23 protein-coding genes are annotated in these 20,090 nt (G+C 36.9%); 9 read left to right on the top strand and 14 right to left on the bottom strand.

What is annotated here, in order from left to right:
• Positions 1 to 20: 20 nt before the first annotated feature.
• The 3 genes from C7J88_RS04320 to C7J88_RS04330 all read left to right on the top strand — a co-directional run bounded on the left by C7J88_RS04320 (position 21) and on the right by C7J88_RS04330 (position 2,205).
• Entirely contained in the window at positions 21 to 299 is a 279-nt protein-coding gene (locus C7J88_RS04320) for a GNAT family N-acetyltransferase (RefSeq protein ID WP_095117423.1), read from the top strand.
• A 65-nt stretch (positions 300 to 364) separates the two neighbouring features.
• Positions 365 to 1,744: an aldehyde dehydrogenase gene (locus C7J88_RS04325; protein ID WP_095117424.1), complete on the top strand. Its 1,380-nt coding sequence runs from the start codon at positions 365 to 367 to the stop codon at positions 1,742 to 1,744.
• A gap of 32 nt (positions 1,745 to 1,776) precedes the next feature.
• Entirely contained in the window at positions 1,777 to 2,205 is a 429-nt protein-coding gene (locus C7J88_RS04330; RefSeq protein WP_095117425.1) for an SRPBCC family protein, read from the top strand.
• A 61-nt stretch (positions 2,206 to 2,266) separates the two neighbouring features.
• On the opposite strand, the gene pglS is transcribed toward C7J88_RS04330, so the two are convergent.
• Positions 2,267 to 3,310 (bottom strand): 6-phosphogluconolactonase, encoded by a 1,044-nt coding sequence (gene pglS, locus C7J88_RS04335; RefSeq protein ID WP_095117426.1) that lies wholly within the window; start codon positions 3,308 to 3,310, stop codon positions 2,267 to 2,269.
• A 77-nt stretch (positions 3,311 to 3,387) separates the two neighbouring features.
• Positions 3,388 to 3,561 carry a hypothetical protein gene (locus tag C7J88_RS10530; RefSeq protein ID WP_095117427.1) on the bottom strand — a complete coding sequence of 58 codons (174 nt, stop codon included), beginning with the start codon at positions 3,559 to 3,561 and terminating at the stop codon, positions 3,388 to 3,390.
• A gap of 166 nt (positions 3,562 to 3,727) precedes the next feature.
• On the opposite strand from C7J88_RS10530, the gene C7J88_RS04340 reads away from it, so the two are divergent.
• Together C7J88_RS04340 and C7J88_RS04345 are read left to right on the top strand one after the other, a co-directional pair.
• Positions 3,728 to 4,117: a hypothetical protein gene (locus C7J88_RS04340; RefSeq protein WP_095117428.1), complete on the top strand. Its 390-nt coding sequence runs from the start codon at positions 3,728 to 3,730 to the stop codon at positions 4,115 to 4,117.
• Positions 4,118 to 4,446: 329 nt separating this feature from the next.
• The gene (locus C7J88_RS04345; RefSeq protein WP_095117429.1) at positions 4,447 to 5,490 is read left to right on the top strand and encodes a C45 family autoproteolytic acyltransferase/hydrolase; all 1,044 of its coding nucleotides are present in this window, start codon (positions 4,447 to 4,449) and stop codon (positions 5,488 to 5,490) included.
• A 53-nt stretch (positions 5,491 to 5,543) separates the two neighbouring features.
• On the opposite strand, the gene C7J88_RS04350 is transcribed toward C7J88_RS04345, so the two are convergent.
• The 12 genes from C7J88_RS04350 to C7J88_RS10535 form a co-directional block, all read right to left on the bottom strand.
• Positions 5,544 to 6,386: a DUF4097 family beta strand repeat-containing protein gene (locus C7J88_RS04350; protein ID WP_095117430.1), complete on the bottom strand. Its 843-nt coding sequence runs from the start codon at positions 6,384 to 6,386 to the stop codon at positions 5,544 to 5,546.
• Positions 6,387 to 6,388: 2 nt separating this feature from the next.
• The gene (locus C7J88_RS04355; RefSeq protein WP_095117431.1) at positions 6,389 to 6,946 is read right to left on the bottom strand and encodes a DUF1700 domain-containing protein; all 558 of its coding nucleotides are present in this window, start codon (positions 6,944 to 6,946) and stop codon (positions 6,389 to 6,391) included.
• A gap of 190 nt (positions 6,947 to 7,136) precedes the next feature.
• A complete protein-coding gene (locus C7J88_RS04360; RefSeq protein ID WP_095117432.1) occupies positions 7,137 to 8,498 on the bottom strand; it encodes a gluconate:H+ symporter in 1,362 nt (453 codons plus the stop codon).
• A gap of 22 nt (positions 8,499 to 8,520) precedes the next feature.
• The gene (gntK, locus tag C7J88_RS04365; RefSeq protein ID WP_095117433.1) at positions 8,521 to 10,059 is read right to left on the bottom strand and encodes a gluconokinase; all 1,539 of its coding nucleotides are present in this window, start codon (positions 10,057 to 10,059) and stop codon (positions 8,521 to 8,523) included.
• Between the two features lie 13 nt (positions 10,060 to 10,072).
• Positions 10,073 to 10,756 carry a GntR family transcriptional regulator gene (locus tag C7J88_RS04370; RefSeq protein WP_095117434.1) on the bottom strand — a complete coding sequence of 228 codons (684 nt, stop codon included), beginning with the start codon at positions 10,754 to 10,756 and terminating at the stop codon, positions 10,073 to 10,075.
• A gap of 181 nt (positions 10,757 to 10,937) precedes the next feature.
• Positions 10,938 to 11,666 (bottom strand): phenol-soluble modulin export ABC transporter permease subunit PmtD, encoded by a 729-nt coding sequence (gene pmtD / locus C7J88_RS04375; RefSeq protein ID WP_095117435.1) that lies wholly within the window; start codon positions 11,664 to 11,666, stop codon positions 10,938 to 10,940.
• Complete coding sequence (gene pmtC / locus C7J88_RS04380) at positions 11,663 to 12,538, bottom strand: phenol-soluble modulin export ABC transporter ATP-binding protein PmtC (RefSeq protein WP_095117436.1); 876 nt, start codon at positions 12,536 to 12,538, stop codon at positions 11,663 to 11,665. The genes pmtD and pmtC overlap by 4 nt, the downstream gene beginning before the upstream one ends.
• A gap of 11 nt (positions 12,539 to 12,549) precedes the next feature.
• Entirely contained in the window at positions 12,550 to 13,197 is a 648-nt protein-coding gene (gene pmtB / locus C7J88_RS04385; RefSeq protein WP_095117437.1) for a phenol-soluble modulin export ABC transporter permease subunit PmtB, read from the bottom strand.
• 25 nt (positions 13,198 to 13,222) lie between these two features.
• A complete protein-coding gene (locus tag C7J88_RS04390; RefSeq protein ID WP_095117438.1) occupies positions 13,223 to 13,843 on the bottom strand; it encodes a hypothetical protein in 621 nt (206 codons plus the stop codon).
• Positions 13,827 to 14,720: a phenol-soluble modulin export ABC transporter ATP-binding protein PmtA gene (gene pmtA / locus C7J88_RS04395; protein WP_371866987.1), complete on the bottom strand. Its 894-nt coding sequence runs from the start codon at positions 14,718 to 14,720 to the stop codon at positions 13,827 to 13,829. Before pmtA ends, C7J88_RS04390 begins: the two co-directional genes overlap by 17 nt.
• Positions 14,717 to 15,094: a PSM export ABC transporter transcriptional regulator PmtR gene (gene pmtR, locus C7J88_RS04400; RefSeq protein WP_095117440.1), complete on the bottom strand. Its 378-nt coding sequence runs from the start codon at positions 15,092 to 15,094 to the stop codon at positions 14,717 to 14,719. The genes pmtA and pmtR overlap by 4 nt, the downstream gene beginning before the upstream one ends.
• 129 nt (positions 15,095 to 15,223) lie before the next feature.
• Complete coding sequence (locus tag C7J88_RS10535) at positions 15,224 to 15,397, bottom strand: SE1626 family protein (protein WP_095117441.1); 174 nt, start codon at positions 15,395 to 15,397, stop codon at positions 15,224 to 15,226.
• A gap of 171 nt (positions 15,398 to 15,568) precedes the next feature.
• On the opposite strand from C7J88_RS10535, the gene C7J88_RS04405 reads away from it, so the two are divergent.
• From C7J88_RS04405 to C7J88_RS04420, 4 genes are all read left to right on the top strand, one after another.
• Entirely contained in the window at positions 15,569 to 16,858 is a 1,290-nt protein-coding gene (locus C7J88_RS04405; protein ID WP_095117442.1) for an aminotransferase class I/II-fold pyridoxal phosphate-dependent enzyme, read from the top strand.
• Between the two features lie 87 nt (positions 16,859 to 16,945).
• Positions 16,946 to 17,458 carry a methylated-DNA--[protein]-cysteine S-methyltransferase gene (locus C7J88_RS04410; protein WP_095117443.1) on the top strand — a complete coding sequence of 171 codons (513 nt, stop codon included), beginning with the start codon at positions 16,946 to 16,948 and terminating at the stop codon, positions 17,456 to 17,458.
• A complete protein-coding gene (locus tag C7J88_RS04415) occupies positions 17,451 to 18,695 on the top strand; it encodes an acetylornithine deacetylase (protein ID WP_095117444.1) in 1,245 nt (414 codons plus the stop codon). The genes C7J88_RS04410 and C7J88_RS04415 overlap by 8 nt, the downstream gene beginning before the upstream one ends.
• 274 nt (positions 18,696 to 18,969) lie before the next feature.
• Positions 18,970 to 19,920: a glycosyltransferase family 2 protein gene (locus C7J88_RS04420; RefSeq protein ID WP_095117445.1), complete on the top strand. Its 951-nt coding sequence runs from the start codon at positions 18,970 to 18,972 to the stop codon at positions 19,918 to 19,920.
• Positions 19,921 to 20,090 lie beyond the last annotated feature (170 nt).

Here is a 20,090-nt window from a genome sequence, read left to right on the forward strand (position 1 = left end):
TTCAAAGGTTGTGAATGGTTATGACATACGATATTAAAGAAACAGACAATAAATTCTATATCGGAGAAGATGTTAACGCACCACAAGCAGAGATTACATTCCTTTATCATGACGCACAGACAATCAATGTGAATCACACATATGTATCACCTGAATTACGCGGTGGTGGTGTGGCCAAACAATTATTCAACCGTGTGATTGATAAAGCGAAGCATGAAGATTTGAAGATTATTCCAACATGTAGCTACGTAAAGTTACAATTTGATAGAGATGCATCACTTGAATCATTGAGAGCATAATTTAACCTAAGGACTGGGCACATACGCGCTCAGTCCTTTTATCACAAATAGAGAGGACTGCATACATGCAACAGATTAAAGAACAAGTCCAACATTCAAAAGATTACTTTCTGACACATGAAACAAAGTCAATTAAGTTCCGAAAAAAACAATTGAAGTGCTTATCAAAAAGTATCAAGCAGCACGAAACTGCATTAAAATCAGCATTGCTCACGGATCTGGGAAAAGGCAGTATTGAAGCATACGCAACAGAAATTGGCTATACATTAAGTAGCATTAAATTGATGCGAAAATCGATCGATAAATGGAGTAAAAAACAAGCGGTTGATACACCTGTTTATCTATTCCCTGCGAAAAGTTTCATCGTTAAAGAGCCATTAGGTACTGTACTTATCATTGGCCCTTTTAACTACCCTTTCCAACTTCTATTCGAACCTTTAATTGGGGCAATTGCAGCTGGGAACACAGCAATCATTAAACCTTCTGAATTAACACCGAATGTGGCAAAAGTCGTAGAAAACATCATTACAGACACTTTCGAGCCAGAATATGTCTCAGTTGTTCAAGGTGGACCTGATGTTATTCAAACACTGCTAGAACAACCTTTTGACCATATCTTCTTTACCGGTAGTGAACGTGTTGGTAAGATTGTCTACAAGGCTGCAGCTGAGCAACTTATTCCTGTTACGCTTGAACTCGGTGGAAAGTCCCCTGTCATCATTGATAAAACAGCTAATCTGAAAGTAGCAAGTGAACGTATTAGTTTCGGGAAATTCATCAATACGGGACAAACTTGTGTCGCACCAGATTATATTTTAATCGATGAGTCAATTAAAGAGCCTTTTATTCATGCATTGCGTACAACATTGAAAGAATTTTACGGATCGCACCCACTTATTAGTGAAGATTTAGGACATATCGTCAACGAACGCCATTTCGATCGCCTGGCTGCTTTGATGGATGCACAAAAAGAACAATGCATCATCGGTGGAGAACGCAATGCGACACAACGCCGAATTGCACCAAGCATTTATGATAACGTGACTGTCGATGATCCACTCATGCAAGAAGAAATCTTCGGACCACTGTTACCCATCATGACATATAAAAATATTGATGACGCCTTTCAGTTCATCCAGTCTCGTCCGAAGCCTTTAGCATTGTATCTCTTTAGTGAAGATGAAAATACATCAGACCGCGTACTGGATGAACTGTCATTTGGTGGTGGTGCCATTAATGATACGTTACTACACCTTGCAAACCCTAACTTACCATTCGGTGGTGTCGGCGCATCAGGTATCGGTCAATATCACGGTAAATATTCATTCGATACATTCACACATGAGAAGTCATATATTTTCAAAACGACAAAGCTTGAATCTAGCCTTCTTTTCCCACCTTATCAAGGGAAATTAGATGCGATGAAAAAGTTGTTTAAGAAATAACAGAAAATAAACGAAAATAGGAGTCAATATAAATGCATAACAATTCTGAAATGAAACCAATCGAAAAAGTTGTAACCTTACATGTTAATAAAGATAAAGTATGGGATGCCGTAGCAACATCAGAAGGTATTGCATCTTGGTGGATGCCAAATGATTTCGAAGCAATCCCTGATAAATCATTCACCCTTCATGCTGGAGAATTTGGAGATTCACCTTGCAAAGTAAAAGAAGTCGCTCCAAAGAAACATCTAAGTTTCGATTGGGGAAAAGATTGGGAGATTATGTTTAAACTAGAAGAAATAGATTCCAATACGACAGAGTTTACACTGATTCATTCTGGTTGGGATGATGCAAAACAAACAGAATTCGGTCAACCACACCCGGTTGTTCAACCATTTATGAATGACGGATGGGATGAAATCGTAAAAGTTTCACTCCCAAAATATCTTGAACAACTTTAATAATTCTCAACAAATAATCGCCATATTTCTACTCATAATACGTAGAAATATGGCGATTTAATTATACTTCTAAAAACTTCACACAAACGCCTTCAGCTGCTTGTTGGCTGTCATCTGTTTGTGTTAATAAGCCTGTTGCTTTATCACGTTTGAAAACAACGATTTTTGAATCTCCTTGCTCATGTGCCACAACGAGATAATCATCAGATAGTGTGATATTAAAGTCACGTGGGAATTCATCCCCCGATGGTACGATGTCTACTAATTCTAATCTCGCACCGTCATCTAATACTTTAAAAATAGCGATACTATCATGACCTCTATTTGAAATATATAAATATTGTTGATCATGTGACAAATGTACAGCTGCTAACTTTGTCGGATGTAAAAAGTCTTCTGGTATTGTGAGATGACGTTCGCGCTCTGTAAAACGACCATCTTCATAATCCATGACAACGACCGTATTTGATAACTCGTTGACAACATATGCATAACGTCCTGTCTTGTGAAAAGCGATATGACGTGGACCGTCTCCCGGTTGTAGTTCTGCACGATGGGCAACATTTAAGCCTTGATGACCATAGTCGTAGCTTACAAGTAAATCTGCCCCTAAATCCACAGCAACCACATATTTTTGTTCAGGTGTCGCTTCAATGTAATGTACATGTGACGCTTCTTGTCTCGCAACATTGGGACCCGGTGTATATTCGTGATATACTTCTTCAATTAGCTTGCCAACTTGCTGCTTTTCTGCGTCAAACTCATAAATGCGTGCAATACCATCACCATAAACCGCTTCAAAAATGAAGTCACCTTCTGGAGATGCAGAAACATAACAAGCAGACCCTTTTAACGATTCAAGACTACGTCCTGTCTCTTCTAACGTGTTGTCATCCTTAATATTAAACGTAACAACGCCTGCTCGTTCGTCATCTTTAGTAAATGCGATAAGTGTATCTTTAAACTGGCTTAAATATGTAGAAGCATTGAGCTCATATGCTGTTTCAACATTTTTTATTTTGCCTGTTTGTTCATCTAATTCAAAGTGATAAATACCTTTACCACCTTTTTTTGTATAAGAACCGATGTAACCCTTTGTCGTCATATCATTCTCTCCTTTGCTTATATGTAACTAAAAGGACTGTCATAGAATAATAGTTATTCTACTTCAGTCCCCTTTGATTATCCGATATTATTTTCGATATCTGATACGATTTCTTTTGTTTTGCTTTCGATTTCTTCAAAATCCTTTTTGAAAACATACGCTAATACAGCGGCACCAGCACCTACTGCTAACGTTGTAAAGAATGTTAGTAAGAAGAAAAATTTGAATACACCTTTAATAAAATTCCACATAATTGTCACCTCTATTTACATAATATATACACAGCTATCATACCATATATAATTCCTGTGGTTAAATAAATACCCCAAACACGAACAAACTAATCTAAAAACATTCAATTATCTATCAAAATATGGTACATTATGAATAAATAATTTTAAGAAAGAGGTAAATTGCATGCCATACATTTCATTGCTCAATTATTGGAAAAACCATGACATTGAAGGCGTGACAAATATGGTAGATGACCAAGTCGCAGCGTATTATATTAATGAAATAGGTGAACCAGTTGCTCTGAGCAAGTCACACTTAATTGATATGCTTCATAAACGTATGAAACAAGTCGAATCAAACAAAAATTTGCAATGGAATTTTGAAGTGATTCATCGTGCGCATATTTATGATAAGCAAACGGTTATTTTTTATACATATTCGCAGGAAAGTTCAGACTACCATGAAACAAACAAGACTATGATAGCCATCACCTTCAGTGCGCGCAAGGCAAATGATCCGAGCCCAATTAAGTCCATCTATATTACACCGAATGTTAAAGATTTCCACAATTAATATGGTGTAAACATCAGACACAATGATATAAAGCCCTCACATGATGAAACAGTATATGAATATATCCTACTACTAACAACACATTGTCCGAAAACATCTGACACCGTAACTCAACACGTATGCGCTGAAAAAACTAAGATGTGAAGTTTCGATAAAACCAATTTTTTACTCTAATAAAAGTTTCAGTCATCAACTATGCACACTCCAATGAATTTCATTTTATAAATGATATACTCATTATAGTAATGCCAGCGTCAAAAAACCATTAACCTTGTATTACAACATCGTAACAAAAGATGTATTTTATATTGCAGGAAGGATATCAGCCTATGCAAAACGTAAAATCAGATATTTTAACTTTTAGAGGCACACACTATGATTACGGTGTCGCAGTTGGCACATGGTTAAAACAAACAAAAATGCTTAAAAATAGAGAAAAAGAATGGCGCAAACGTGTTCCTAGATTCGATATCGATGTTCAAGAAACGCAAGCCATCTTTCAACAGTTCGCACCACAGATTTGGGATGAGATTCGTGGCATACAAGATGTGTTGAATATCCCAACACGACAAGCCATTCTCAACTTTGCTCATTATCGATTCACTACTTTACCAGATAGCGGTTGCAGTGTGTTTGTAGGCGATCATTATCTCGTGCGTAACTATGATTATCATCCTGCCACATATGATGGACGCTATCAGTTGTTTCAACCTACTGATGGTGGCTACGCACAAATAGGCCCAATGTCAAGAACAACAGGACGTATGGATGGTATGAATGAACATGGTCTTGTGATGGCTTACAACTTTATGCATCGTAAAAAGCCAGCAAATGGTTTCGTGTGCTATATGGTTGGTCGGCTCATTCTAGAATACTGTCGCAATGTCGAAGAAGCTATCTCATTGTTGAAACGCATCCCTCACCGTAGTTCTTTCAGCTATATCGTGATGGATGCAACTGGTGCTCATGCGATCATAGAAGTGACACCACGTAGCATTGACATTCGTCATGATCAAACATGTACCAATCATTTTAAGTTACTCACACACGAAAATCGAAATTACACAAAGGAATCAGAAGAGCGATTAGCCCGATTGGAGTCACAAATCCCTACAAGTTCACCAGACAAGTTTGATGTGTTTAAACGTTTTAACAACCCTCAGTATGAAATATATAGTAAACTCTTCAAAAGTTGGAGCGGTACAATTCATACATCAATGTACGATCCAACAACGCTAACTGCTTGGATTGCCTTAGGTGAGTCTCAGGCACCTATTGCTTTTGACTTTCGTGCATGGTTAGATGGCAAATCAGTAGAACGAGTGACATTACACGGTCAACTTGATACAGACATTCATTTTGCAACAGAATAATATAAGAAAATAGCGCTACAAATTCATCGACCTCTGAATTTGTAACGCTATTTTTAACGTACAACAATATTTCCATTGTTAGTATAGAGTTCAATTTGATGTTTGCCGTTCCCATTAATGCCATTTTTTAAATTTGGATGTTCCACCATTGCTTCACCATTTGTTGGCTGTAACTTTAAACGTACATGCTCTGGTACTTGCGCATATGACATCTCGATATCCCCTTTATTTGCAATACCTTTCAGATCACATTCAGGTGACATTTTTAACAAATGCATATCTCCTTCACCTAGTTTGAATAGGCTTTGACCAACAGTGGTACGGTTGGCAAAAATCATGCCATTCGCTACGTTTACATCACCTTTTGTCAACTCACTATTCTCTATTTTCACAAATGTCTCATGTCCTTTAATTTGTGTATGCTTGAATTGACAATCTTTCAAATTCACTTCACCATTTTGATCATTCCAAACCATGACATTATCAACCTTTACATCTTTCATATTGACGTTAGCAATATGTGTCGTCACATTCAAATGCTTGAGATGCTTCGGCGGTAACGTAACTACAAGTTCTTCTGCATTCGTGATAAAAGGGTTCAAATTCAACATCTTGCGTTTACCGTTCATCCGTTCAACCACCTGCACCGTACGACCTTGTTGTGTCACGTTCAGTTGCTCTCTCCCCTTATACTGCATATGAAAAGTTTTACCTTCTTGAAACGTCACATTAACAATATCTGTATTGACGACAAGTTCTTCAATATGCGTGTGATCAAATGAGCGATTAAGTTTTGTAATCGGTTTGTCTTTCTGTTCAATAAACAGCCAGACACACGTTCCTAAAATAAAGAAAACGATAAAACAACTCATACCAAAAATAAATAGTTTTTTCATGATTACATAGTTCCTTTTTTCATAAAGTGCATATTCCACTTTAAATATCGAATGAGTAAAGTCCTTATACCAATGGATGCCTTAACAATCATCACTAAAAACATCATACCTAAACCAAGATACGCAAAGCTAAACAAATAGTTACTAATCGAAAAGTTTTGTATGCCTGCTAATATATTTGAGATTAATAAAATAAATGGCGAAAGGATCATACCTAACGAAACAAAGGTGGCAGCCATCATCATGATGACGACAATGATAAGTGGAATTAAAACAAAACAGAACGTCACAAGACTCATCCCAATCGTTGCGATAATCGCACGTAAAACATGTGTGATATTTGGCTTTTTCTCTGCGTCTTTAACCGCTGATTTCGCATATTTTCGTTTAGCAATCTGTTTCGGTGTATCCAATGCATCCACTATCTCTTTGTCTGTAAACCCTTTTTGCCCCTCTTCATAAAAATAATTTTCGTATGTATTCATGACGTCATCAACGACATCTTTTGGTAATTTGTTTAATTGATACTCTAATTCATTCAAAAACGTAATTTTATCCATCCAAATGCACCTGATTACTTTAATAGAAATTACTTATCATTATAGATACTTGATTTAAAAATTAAAATAACTATACGCAATTTGTATTGTAAATGTCATATTCTTAATGATTTGTAATTTTAAAATTTTAGATTCCAAACACAAAAAAGCTGAGTAACACATCAAATCGTGTGACTCAGCTGATTCTAATTTATACAAATAAACTTAAGAAGTAGACGAATACGAGACCGCTGACAGAAATAATTGTTTCAACGAGTGACCATGTTAAGAATGTTTCTTTGATTGTCAAACCAAAGTATTCTTTGAACATCCAGAAGCCTGCATCGTTTACGTGTGAACAGAAGACACTACCTGCACCAATCGCTAATACAACAAGCGCTAAGTTAATATCGGCTGTTTGTAATAATGGTAGGACAATACCTGTTGTTGAGATTGCCGCAACTGTTGCTGAACCTAATGCTAAGCGAAGTACAGCTGCTACAAGCCAAGCAAGTAGTAATGGTGAGATATGTGAACCAGTAAAGAATGTTTCAATACTTTTACCAACACCCCCATCGATAAGGATTTGTTTGAAGGCACCGCCCCCACCGATAATTAAGAGCATCATACCGATTGGATAGATGGCTTGTGTCAATGTATCCATCACATCTTTCATCGCAATACCACGCATTAAACCCATGCTGAAGATTGCAAACAGAACGGCGATTAACATGGCTGTACCTGCTGTACCGATGAAGTAGATAAAGCTTTCAAAAGCATTTGTTGCGCCATCAGTATGTCCTGAAACTAATTGCCATATTGTCGCAAATAGCATCAAGATAACTGGTAATAATGCTGTAAATGTACTTAATCCAAAGCTAGGTAATGCATCTTTTTCAAATGTTTTTGTTGCACCTAATGATGAAATATCTCCTTCACGTTGAAACGCTGTTGGTGATAATTTAGGTGCGATTTTTACGAATAGTGGTCCAGAAACAATTGTAACTGGAATGGCAATGATAAAGCCGTATAACAATACTTCACCGATATTCGCATTCAATTCCGATGCTATGACAACTGGTCCTGGATGTGGTGGTAAGAATCCATGCGTTACAGATAAAGCTGTCACCATCGGTAAACCGATTTTTAATTGTGAGATGTTCATGCGTTTCGCAATTGTAAATACGAGTGGAATTAATAATACAAGACCTACTTCAAAGAATAACGCAATACCTATAATAAAGGATGCAATGACCATTGCCCATTGGACATATTTTTCACCTAAACGACTGATAAGTGTGTCAGCAATTTGTGTTGCACCACCACCATCAGCAAGTAACTTCCCAAGCATCGCACCTAAACCGAAGATCAAAGCGATATGTCCAAGCGTTCCACCCATACCGGCTTCAATTGTTTTAATAATACTATCGAATGGCATGCCTAAGAACAAGCCTGTCACAATCGCTGTCACAATTAACGATACGAAAGTATTTAATTTAAATGCCATAATTAATACGAGTAATAATAAAATACCTAATACAACACTAATAATCGGCCATAACTCATGTAACATAATTTATCCCTCTATCCTTAAATTAATAATGTTTACTTTGAAATTTTGCAATTGCTTCATAAGATGACATAAGACTGCGACTCACTTGTATAAAGATGGATGCTAACTCTTGATACATGTGAACAACTTCTTGATTCGGTTCATGGGCATGTGTTTTACCCACCCAATCCGCAATCATGTCATAATTGTCACGCTTACCAATCGCACGGCTTCCGATTGCACACGCTCCAAGGCAAGAGCTTTCATAGCTTTCTGGCACTTCCAATTCACAGTCGAAAATATCTGCCATCATTTGACGCCATAATGCACTTTTAGAGAAACCACCTGTTGCATGAATTTTTGATGGTATCTCACCCATTACTTCTACTAATGCAAGATAGACTGTGTACAGATTAAACAATACGCCTTCAAGTACAGCACGAATCATATGTTCTTTCTTATGTGCTAATGTCAAACCAATAAATGATCCTCTTGCATCTGATGTCCATAACGGTGCACGTTCCCCAGCTAAATACGGATGGAACATCAAACCTTGCGCACCTGGTTCAACACGTTCTGCGATACGTGTCATCACATCGTAGCTGTCCATGCCTAAGCGTTTGGCTGTCTCTACTTCGCTCGCTAACAACTCATCACGCAGCCAACGTAATACGACACCACCGTTGTTCACAGGACCACCAATCACATAGTGTTCGTCATCCAATACATAACAGAAAATACGACCTTTGCTATCTGTGAGTGGACGATCAACAACTGTACGTATTGCACCAGAAGTCCCAATTGTTACAGCAACTTCACCCGGACGGTAACTGTTGACACCTAAGTTTGATAGGACACCATCACTGGCACCAATGACGATTGGCGTTGTCGCATGCATTCCAATTTTTTGTGCATAATTTTTATCCATATCCCGACAAATGTATTGTGTTGACACCAATTTCGGTAACTGTTCAGCTGACAGTTCAAGTAATTGGAGCACTTCTTGGTCCCAATCACGTTCACGCAAGTTGTAAAGTCCTGTCGCTGAAGCAATCGATTCATCCATCACCCATTCACCCGTCAATCGGTAAATCACATATGACTTAATATCAACGAAGCGTGCTGCTTGTTGATATAGCGCAGGTTGATCATTTTTGAGCCACCACATTTTACTTAATGGCGACATCGCATGCATCGGGGTACCTGTGCGCTCATATATTTTTTGACCGTCATGGTTCTGTTTCAAATCTTCCACTGCGTAGCGTGCTCGGTTATCTGCCCATGTAATACTGTTCGTTAAAGGCTTACCAGCGTCATCTACTAAAATCAAGCTATGCATCTGTGCACTGAATGATACGAATGAGATGTCGTCTGGTTTGACGTCATTATCTTGAATGACACCTTGTAATGTACTCACAACGGCATCAAATAATACGTCCGGATCTTCTTCTGATGTATCTACTGTTGGTGTATACATTTTATATTCTTGTTGTGACTTACCAACTTCTACACCTTGTTCGTTATACAATACAGACTTCGTACTCGTTGTACCGATATCTATTCCGATCATATACGTTGTCATATCTTCTCTCTCCTTACATTTGATCAGACCAAAATGCGCCAATATCATTATTTAAATCACTAAAGTTAAGTCGGAAAGCTTCATACATTAATCGACGATCACGCTGTTCTACCGCTTCAACAAACTTTTGATGGTTCGTAATGACACGATTAAAGTCTTCTACATTCTCACTCATACGTCTCGACATACTGATATATACCTGACAAGTCATCAATGGCTTCATCTGCATCCACAAATGTGTCAGATAACTGTGTTCACACGCATTCACCATCAATTCATGGAACTGAATGTCATGCTCTGTAAAGCTCACAGGATCTCGAAACTTCACACTCACCTTCATCATCTCCAATGCCTGATACATTGCATGCACAATGGTTGATAAATCATCTCTTTGAATGACCTTTGTAAAAGCAAAAGATTCTATCATTAAACGGATATCCGTCATTTCTTGTTGTTTCGTCTCGTTAAACGGCAATACTTCTGCTCCCATACGCTCAAGCTGAATCAAACGATCTTGACTCAAAATCTTAAAGGCATCTCTCACAGGTGAACGGCTGACATTGAATTGTTTGGCGATTTGATTTTCAGTAATGACTTCTTGCTCTTCATATTCACCATTCATCATGTTTAAGCGTAAACATGCTGCAATCCATTCCCCTTTTGACATCTGTTGCTGCCATTGTTTTGGAAACTCCATTTTGTATCACCTCAACTTGTATACAAGTATTCTAATTCAAAAAAGCGTTTTTGTAAACGCTTACTTATCATTTTTAATAAATTTTTAAATTATTATTGTCCAACCGGTCATTAAAACATCAAAAAAACAGCTTAACTGTAAGATTTCTCTCACAGACAAGCTGTCTTGTTATGTTATAAAGTTAGATATCTTTTTTAGCAATCAACCACGCATTTCCTACAAATAAAATAATACATGAAGCAACGTTAATGATCCATTGCCAATTCGTAAATGACATATCGTCCTCTAATGTTTTTTGCGTTAAATAACCAATCGGAATATAGTTTAATGCTTCCATCAATTTCGGACCTATTTGTGGAATCAATGGAATAAACGGTGACACAATCACTAAAAAGAGTAATAAGAATATCCCTAATGTATAGACAAACGCAGGCTTTTGCACGATTAAGTTAAACATAAATAATAATAAACCGTAAATGACAAAGAGCATTAAATAAAATACTGGCAATTGTCCAACAGATTTCATATCAATACTTGGTCCTTGTGTCGTCCAATCTACAATATACGTGATACCTAAGACAATCACTGTGATCAAAACACTCATCACAATAATCGAAAGTGATTTTGCCACGAAATACCGGATACGATGATGCAAGCTGTTTAAATAAAGTTGAATCGTTCCTTCTGAAATATCTCGACTTAATGTTTTAACGATAAACATCATACCAATTAAAGAAAAGAACCATTTTTCCATTGATAAAATCATATTCGGATCTACTTCCTCACCCGTTGCCACAACAACACTGACTACAACCGCAATTGGTAAAACCCCTAATAAAATAGCGATATAAGTTAAAGGACTTTTTAAAACACTCAACATATCAAACTTCACTAATTGTAAGCTGTTCATGCGTTGTCACCTCGTTTATTAATGTCAAAGTAAGTATCTCTTAATGTTGCTTTACGCGTTTGAATATATGTCGGATAAATATGTTGTGATGATAAGCCCTTCAATAACCATTGATAATTCTGTTGTTGACTGATGATGATAACACCTTCATCTTTTTGTACTTGAATCACATTGAAATGTTCTGCTAAATATTGACAGGCTGCTTCAAAATCATCATGAGTAACTTGAATCATCGTTTGACCTGTCTCTTGTTCACCTGTCAACATCATATCCTGAACAAACTTGCCATCTCTCAGAAAGACTGCGCGATCACAAATCAATTCAATATCTTCTAATTTATGACTCGAAATCAAAATTTTCATGTCTAATTCTTTTGCGAGTTTCTCAATTGTTTTAAGTACATCAATAGAACCATCTGGATCCATGCCATTCGTCGGTTCATCTAAAATTAAAAACTTAGGCTGATTCATAAGTGAAACCGCAATCGCCAGCTTTTGTTTCATTCCCATTGAATATTTCTTAACTTTTTTATGAATATACGATTCCATACCGAAAGCTCTAACAATATTATCTGTATATGCTTTGTCATAGCCCTTTCCAAGGACTTGCGCAAATAATTTCAAATTATAAAGGCCTGTTTTATTGCCATATAACTTCGGATGTTCAATTAAATAGCCTATCGCATCTTCATTTGAAACTTTCACTTCTCCTGAATAATTCACAATATTGCCATTCATTATTTTCATTAGTGTGGTTTTACCGACACCATTTTTGCCAATCAGCCCAACAATACGGCTGTCATTAAATGCAAAATCAATATGATCAATGACAACATGTTTGTTGTACTGTTTCGATATTTGTTTTAATTCCATTGATGTACCTCCTAAGTGCTGTGTATACGTTTCATTTGAAAAATATATGTGAAAATTGCTGTTAAAATACTAAAAACCAAATAGTAAATACCGATATCCATTAAAAAATAGTCCGGATTATCAAAGACAAATAATCCTATCGTGACAAAACTTAAAGCCATCAATGCTGGTATAAATCCCAATATTGAAAGAATATAAATGAACATCGGAGGGCGTTGTTTACGCGATTGTTCCCCTGATGTTGGAAAGGAGATCAGAAACGCAAGAAGGTTTGTTGCGATAAATCCGTATATAAACGAGACTTTGACCTGATTCACTTCAATATAAAAATGATTGACATCATATAGAAGTATTAATAATACCGTTAGAACTGTGAGTCCCACGATTGTGATGTAATGCGCATTCAATAGCTGTTTCTTTGAGACGGGTAAGCTATGTTGAAACAAATAAGCACCATCACTTCCAAATCGTTTATGCACACGAAATGCATGCGCTGAGTCGGCCATAAAAATGAAGAAAATAATAAATGTCACAGGTATCAACCACATCTCATAATCTGGTTGATAACGCTGATATATTGGATAAACGAGTAATAAAATCAAATATAATATCAAAGTATTTTTATGCAAATATAGATTACGCTTGATTAAGTGCAGCATGTCTTTCTCCTTTCTTTCACAACATTTATAATCTAATTTTATTTCGACCTAATCGACGATATCGCAAAATGGTTTTTATACTGAAACATATCACTGACAGCACGAGTAGTATCCATGCCAGGATGTTGAACCAATATAAGTCGTAACCATTCGTCAATGTACCTATCAATGTGCCAGGAATACTAAACATTAACAATACGAATATCATGTAACTTATCCACTTATTGCAAAATTCATCAAGTATCGTACGTACACAAAAGGTTGCGATTAATAACGTTAAGCTCAAGAAACCTGCCATCACTTCAAATACATTTGGAAATGGCACAATCAAATATATCAGAACGATAACACTGACTTGTATACTACAAATGACTAAAGTATACAGATTAAAACTTTTTAATAATAAGCGATCACTAGTCGGTAAACTCCGAAATGTCACATACGACTGATTACGATTTAAATATTCAATTGTATAGAGTGGAAAGCCTGATAAAACACCGACTAACATGATAATGAGCGATAAAAATAATGACTGATCTGTCATATAGCAGTATGTCAGTATGACAATCATAAAGAGATAAGATACAATATAAAAAGTTTTTGAAGAATCACCTAATAAAAAGTTGCGTTTAATGAGCGTTATCATGATTCATCACACCCTTTTTGTGTTGTTCATAATGCACCATGATTTCTTCCACAGTCATAGGTGAAATTGTGACACGTTGACCGAACAATTCATGGAATGTTTGGGCGTCTTTTGTCATGCCACTATATATTCCATCTTTTTCAACACAATGAATGAGTAACTGACGCAATTCATCATCCAAATCTGTACTATCACCTCGTACAAGATGATGTGTTTCTAATAGTTCTTCCTTAGAGGCATTCACAATAATATGACCGTCCTGTAAGTGAACGATATAATCTGCAATACGCTCTAAATCAGAAATGATATGTGTCGAGAAGAAGACGGATTTTTGTTCATCTAACAATTCTTCTTGAATAATGTCTAAAATTTCATTGCGGACAACGGGATCCAATCCTGCTGTCGGTTCGTCAAATATATACAATTCCGCATGATGACTCAGTGCAATTGCAAGTGATAACTTCATCTTCATACCTGTTGATAGCTCACGGATTTTTTTATCATATGGCAGTTCAAAGCGTTTCAAATAATCCATAAATAATTCATGATCCCATTGACTATAAAATGGTGCGATCAACTTCTCTGCCTTTTTAACCTTCCATTTATCATTTAAGTACAACTCTGAATAAACAAAGCCGATTTTATCTTTAATACCTACCGGATCTGTTTGCATCGGTTGGCCGAACAATTTTATATCGCCTGATGTCGGCTGTAATAAGTCCATAATCATTCGAATCGTTGTCGTTTTCCCTGAACCGTTCGCACCGATAAAACCTGTCACATACCCTTTTGGCACTTCAAAATGAATATCTTCTAATGAGAAATGTTTCGTCTCATAACGTACATGATTGAGTTCAATCGCTTTTTCATTCATCATAATTCCTCCTCATATAGCATCTTGACGATGTCTTGAAGTTCTGACAAAGGCATCCCGATTGTTTTTGCTTCTTTTACGAGTGACTGTGTAAGTTCTTCGATGACGATAAATTGTTTCTCTTTCAAAATAGACGTGTCTTGTTCTCTAACAAATGTGCCCTTTCCACGAATGGAAGTTAAGTAGCCTTCTTTTTCTAAATCTTCATAGGCACGTTTCGTTGTAATGACACTGACACTTAAATCTTTCGCAAGTTCTCTCATAGATGGAAGATTCGCACCTGCTGGTAGTGTGCCACGTAATATCTGTTCTTTAATTTGTTGCTTAATTTGTTCATATATGGGCGATGCACTATTATTCTGCAGTAATATTTTCATGTATACCTCCCTCTCTTACACCAACTGTATATATTGAGTATACACACTATATAAATATATGTAAACCCAATATAAAAAAACATGCGATTTGTATCTAGTAATTCCATACAAATCACACGTGATATACGCTTATCTATTCTTTTTTCTATCATTGTTACGACTAATAAAGGCACATACCATAAATAAAATGGTCGCCATAAACAGTTTAATGGCTGCTGACTCTTCACCTTGTATTTGAAAAAACATCCCAACAATAAAGATGATAGACGCCAAGATTACAAATATTTTTGTTAGATGTTTCACCCGACACACCTCATTCATTTCTTATTTATTTAATGATACTTTAACATAACACCACTCATTTGAAAGTATCCGACATGCTATTTTCATTTTTTTCATAAGCTTTCTTTAACTTTCAAAGAATTCACGGTATGATAGACATATATTTTCAAATTTAGAAATGAGGTTGTATTTATGAATCCTTTAGCGCTCACTCTAAACGAACAACTTAACGAAAACAATCCGCACTTACTCGATATGATGTCAGATTTAGGCAAAAATATGTACTATCCAAAAGGTATTTTAACACAATCTGCAGAAGCAAAAGCGACTGATTACAATGCGACAATTGGTATGGCAACGAACCGTGACGGTATGATGTATGCAGATACTCTATACGATATGTTCAATCACCTTTCACCTGAAGAAGTATTCGCATACGCACCGCCACAAGGTTTAGAAGCTTTACGTGACTTATGGTTGAAAAAAGTGTTAGCAGACAACCCTGACCTTCAAGAAGAACAAATCACACGTCCAATCGTTACAAATGCACTGACACATGGTTTATCACTAGTCGGTGATATGTTCGTCAATGCTGGTGATACGGTATTACTTCCTGCACATACTTGGGGGAACTATAACCTCGTATACGGTGTCCGTCATCAAGCAGACATTCAAAAATATCCAATCTTTGATGAAAACGGTCATTACACAACACAAGGACTTGTTGATACATTAGCATCAATCGAACAAGACAAAGTCATTCTTGTCTTGAACTATCCTAACAACCCAACTGGTTATACCCCAACTGTTGACGAAGTTCACACGATTGTAGAAGCTGTCGATACACTCGGAAAACGTGGCGTTAACGTAGTGACTGTTGTAGACGATGCTTACTATGGACTATTTTATGAAGACGTCTATACACAATCTATTTTCACAGCGCTTACAAACTTAAATAACCCACATGTATTACCAATTCGTCTTGATGGCGCAACAAAAGAATTTTTCGCTTGGGGCTTCCGTGTTGGGTTTGTCACATTTGGCTTATCTAATCAAGCGTCTAAAGATATTGTGGAAGCAAAAATGAAAGGTCTTATCCGCAGTAATAACTCAAATGGTTCAACACCATCTCATTCTGCGGTACGTTATGTACTTGAAAATCCAGAACAGTTTAATAAAGATATTCAAGCAAACGTTGATACGTTAGAAGCACGTTATCAAGTGACAAAAGAATGGGTCTATCGTGAAGACTTCCAAGCGTTATGGCAACCGTACGACTTCAACTCTGGTTACTTCATGGCATTACGTGTAAAAGATGTGAATGCTGAAACATTGCGCAAACACTTAATCGAACACTACTCAATTGGTATTGTCGCATTGAATGACACGGATATCCGTATTGCTTTCAGCTGTATTGAAAAAGATGACATCCCACATGTATTTGAAAGCATTGCCAAAGGAATCAAAGACTTACAAAACTAAATAAACAATGAGAGACAGCGTTTGTGAACAACATGCGACTGTCTCTTTTTCGCATATATACACAGAGAGCAGAGGAGACGTTTCAACATGTATTTGTATTATCAACATATCCAAATACCTTTAGGTTGCATGACAGCCGTTGTGAATGATAAGGCATTATTGGGCTTATCATTTACTGATTCCAACGACTATCAGACAGCCTGGGAGAAGTTAAAAAAACAAGGGACTTTAATTCAAATTTCAACACATCCGATTATCAATCAGATTGCACTTGAATTAGAAGCTTTTTTTCATGGGACTTGTCAGGAATTCAAAACACCCGTGGCATATGTGATCGGCACACCTTTCCAACAAGACGTTTGGCGTGCGTTAAAAGCGTTGTCTTACGGTGATCAAGTCACATATGGCAACATTGCTGAGGCGATTGGTAAGCCAAAAAGTGTCCGTGCAGTTGCCACTGCGATTGGGCTGAATCCCCTATCTATTATCGTGCCATGCCATCGTGTGTTGAGAAAGGACGGACGTCTCGGTGGTTTTAATAGCGGGCTACACCGTAAAAAATATTTAATAAGCTTAGAAGGAGGACGCTGGAATGAATAAACGACATATTGATATTTTGCGCACTTTAATCGCACACCCTACTGTAAGTCCACCCGCACGTAATACGATCGCACTTCAACATACCATCACTGATTGGTTGACATCGATAGGTTTTAATGTCAATCAAATCCCCTTTTATGACAACGACATGATTGTTGTCGCAACATTAAAAGGTCGTAATGACAATGCACCTAAGCTCATCTTGAATGGACATATTGATGTGGCAGAAGTAGATGATACACGTTATTGGCATACAGACCCTTTTGAATTAGTGATGAAAGATGGTTATTGTTATGGTCGTGGTGTCGCTGATATGAAAGGTGGCGTTTCTTCACTCATTTATACGTTAGAACAACTCCACAAAAAAGGAAAGCAACCAGAAGGAGATATTATCGTTCAAATCGTTGCAGGTGAAGAAGTCGGAGAAGCTGGAACGAAAGTCGCTTGCGAACATTCACCACAAGCCGACTTAGCACTTGTTTTGGACACAAGTGAATCTATCGCAATGGGACAAGGTGGTGTCATTACAGGTTGGATCACGATTGAAAGTGATGAAACGATACATGACGGTGCAAGAAGTCATATGATTCATGCTGGCGGTGGGCGTCATGGCGCTAGTGCCATTGAAAAAATGATGAAAATCATACATGCATTACAAGAATTGGAACGTCATTGGGCTGTGACAAAATCAAACCCTGGAATGCCTGCTGGTGCGAATACGATAAACCCAGCGGTTATTCAAGGCGGCAGACATCCGGCTTTTATTGCTGATAAGTGTGAATTGTGGATCACAGTTCACTATTTGCCAGATGAAGATTATGAAACAATCACTCAAGAAATAGAAGATTATTTGAACCGAGTAGCAAGTAGTGATTTATGGTTACAACATCACCCATTACAATACCGTTGGGGTGGTACATCGATGATTGAAGATCAAGGAGAAATCTTTCCGAGCTTTACCCTTCCAGAAAAACATCCGGGATTCAAACTTTTACAAGAAGCCCATCACTCTGTACATCAACAACCACTTCAAACAACCATGAGTACAACTGTCACAGATGGTGGTTGGACAGCACATTTCGGTATTCCAACAATATTGTACGGTCCCGGAGAACTCAACGAAGCACATGGGACGAATGAAAAAATCAAACAATCAGATCTTGAACAATTCACAGAAGTTTTATATCAGTTTTTGAAAAAGTGGTACGATCAACCACAAACAAACACAATAAGATAAAAACTTTTCAACTCATAAATCATTGACCGAACTTGAATCCGACATAATATAAACTATCTAAAAAAAGTAAATAAACTAAAAAACACTTTTTATCATCTTATATCTATGCTAGTATCAAAGAGAGTTATGCGTGTGATTGTATCCGTTTGATATCAATGGAAAGTGACTTCGTACTAAATAAGAAATAGCAATTCATGAACAATGATACCGTTCTTATTTTCTATCATACACTTATCACAATATAACTAAATTTTGTTAATGTATAAGGTGACCTATGACGAAAAAAATTTCTATTATTATTCCATTATTTAACCGTGAAAAACCGATTGAACGCTTATTACAAAAAATTCGAAGTCAGACATTTGACTTAAATCAAGTTGAAGTCATTGTTTCAGATGATGCTTCAACAGATCGCTCTGTCGAAGTGGCTAAAACATTTATCGATAAGATTCCTAATTTGATCATTCTCGAAAGTGACACGAACTCGGGTGGTGCATCTGTACCGAGAAATAACGCATTAGATATTGCTACGGGTGAATGGGTATTATTCATTGACTCGGACGATTACATTACAGAAGATTCATTAACTGATGCATTAGCAGCTGCCGAAGCATATCAAGATGAGATGATTTGTCTCCCTTACTTTAGAAGCGCCAATAGCACAAGACCAATCAGTCGCTCAGCATTCGCATTTCCAAAAACAATTGGAAACTTGCAATTTGAAAACACGAAACTATTCAACACATTAAACGTAATAGGTAAGTTGATTAAACGCGATGTTATTGAAGATAACCTCATTCGCTTCCCTGCTGGCATCAAAATTCGTGAAGACAACTGGTTCCTCATGCAAGCATACAGTGTTGTCAACGGCATTACCGTGCTAGGTTACGAAAAAGATTATTACTTCTATGAACAACAAGACGAAGTTGCTTTAACACACCACGCAAAAACACCACCGAGAGATGCCGTTAAAATCTATAATGCTGTGTATGACTTCGTGATGAAACACCCGCAGATTTCACATTCACGAAAAGTAACCTTACTGACCATCTTTTTAAACCGTTACACAAACATGATTAAACGTGGACAATACGCACCTGTTCGTTTCTTCGATCATACGAAAGAGACGTTAAAGGAAATCGTACAACATACACATGCGACAGAAGAAACAAGAACATTTATTAATAGTTTGTTCAATGGCGATTACGATCAGTATCGTTCATAATCAAACGAAACACCCCATAACGCTTAGACTCATGAGACGTTACGGGGTGTTTTTTAAGCTACGAAGAAATTAAGTTGAGTACCTAGACTAAACCAAACTACCATGCTGATGTAAATAATTATATTCCAAACATAAAATACATTATGAATTACTGTTAAAATTTATACTAG

Source organism: Staphylococcus muscae (assembly GCF_003019275.1).
Lineage (GTDB): Bacteria > Bacillota > Bacilli > Staphylococcales > Staphylococcaceae > Staphylococcus > Staphylococcus muscae.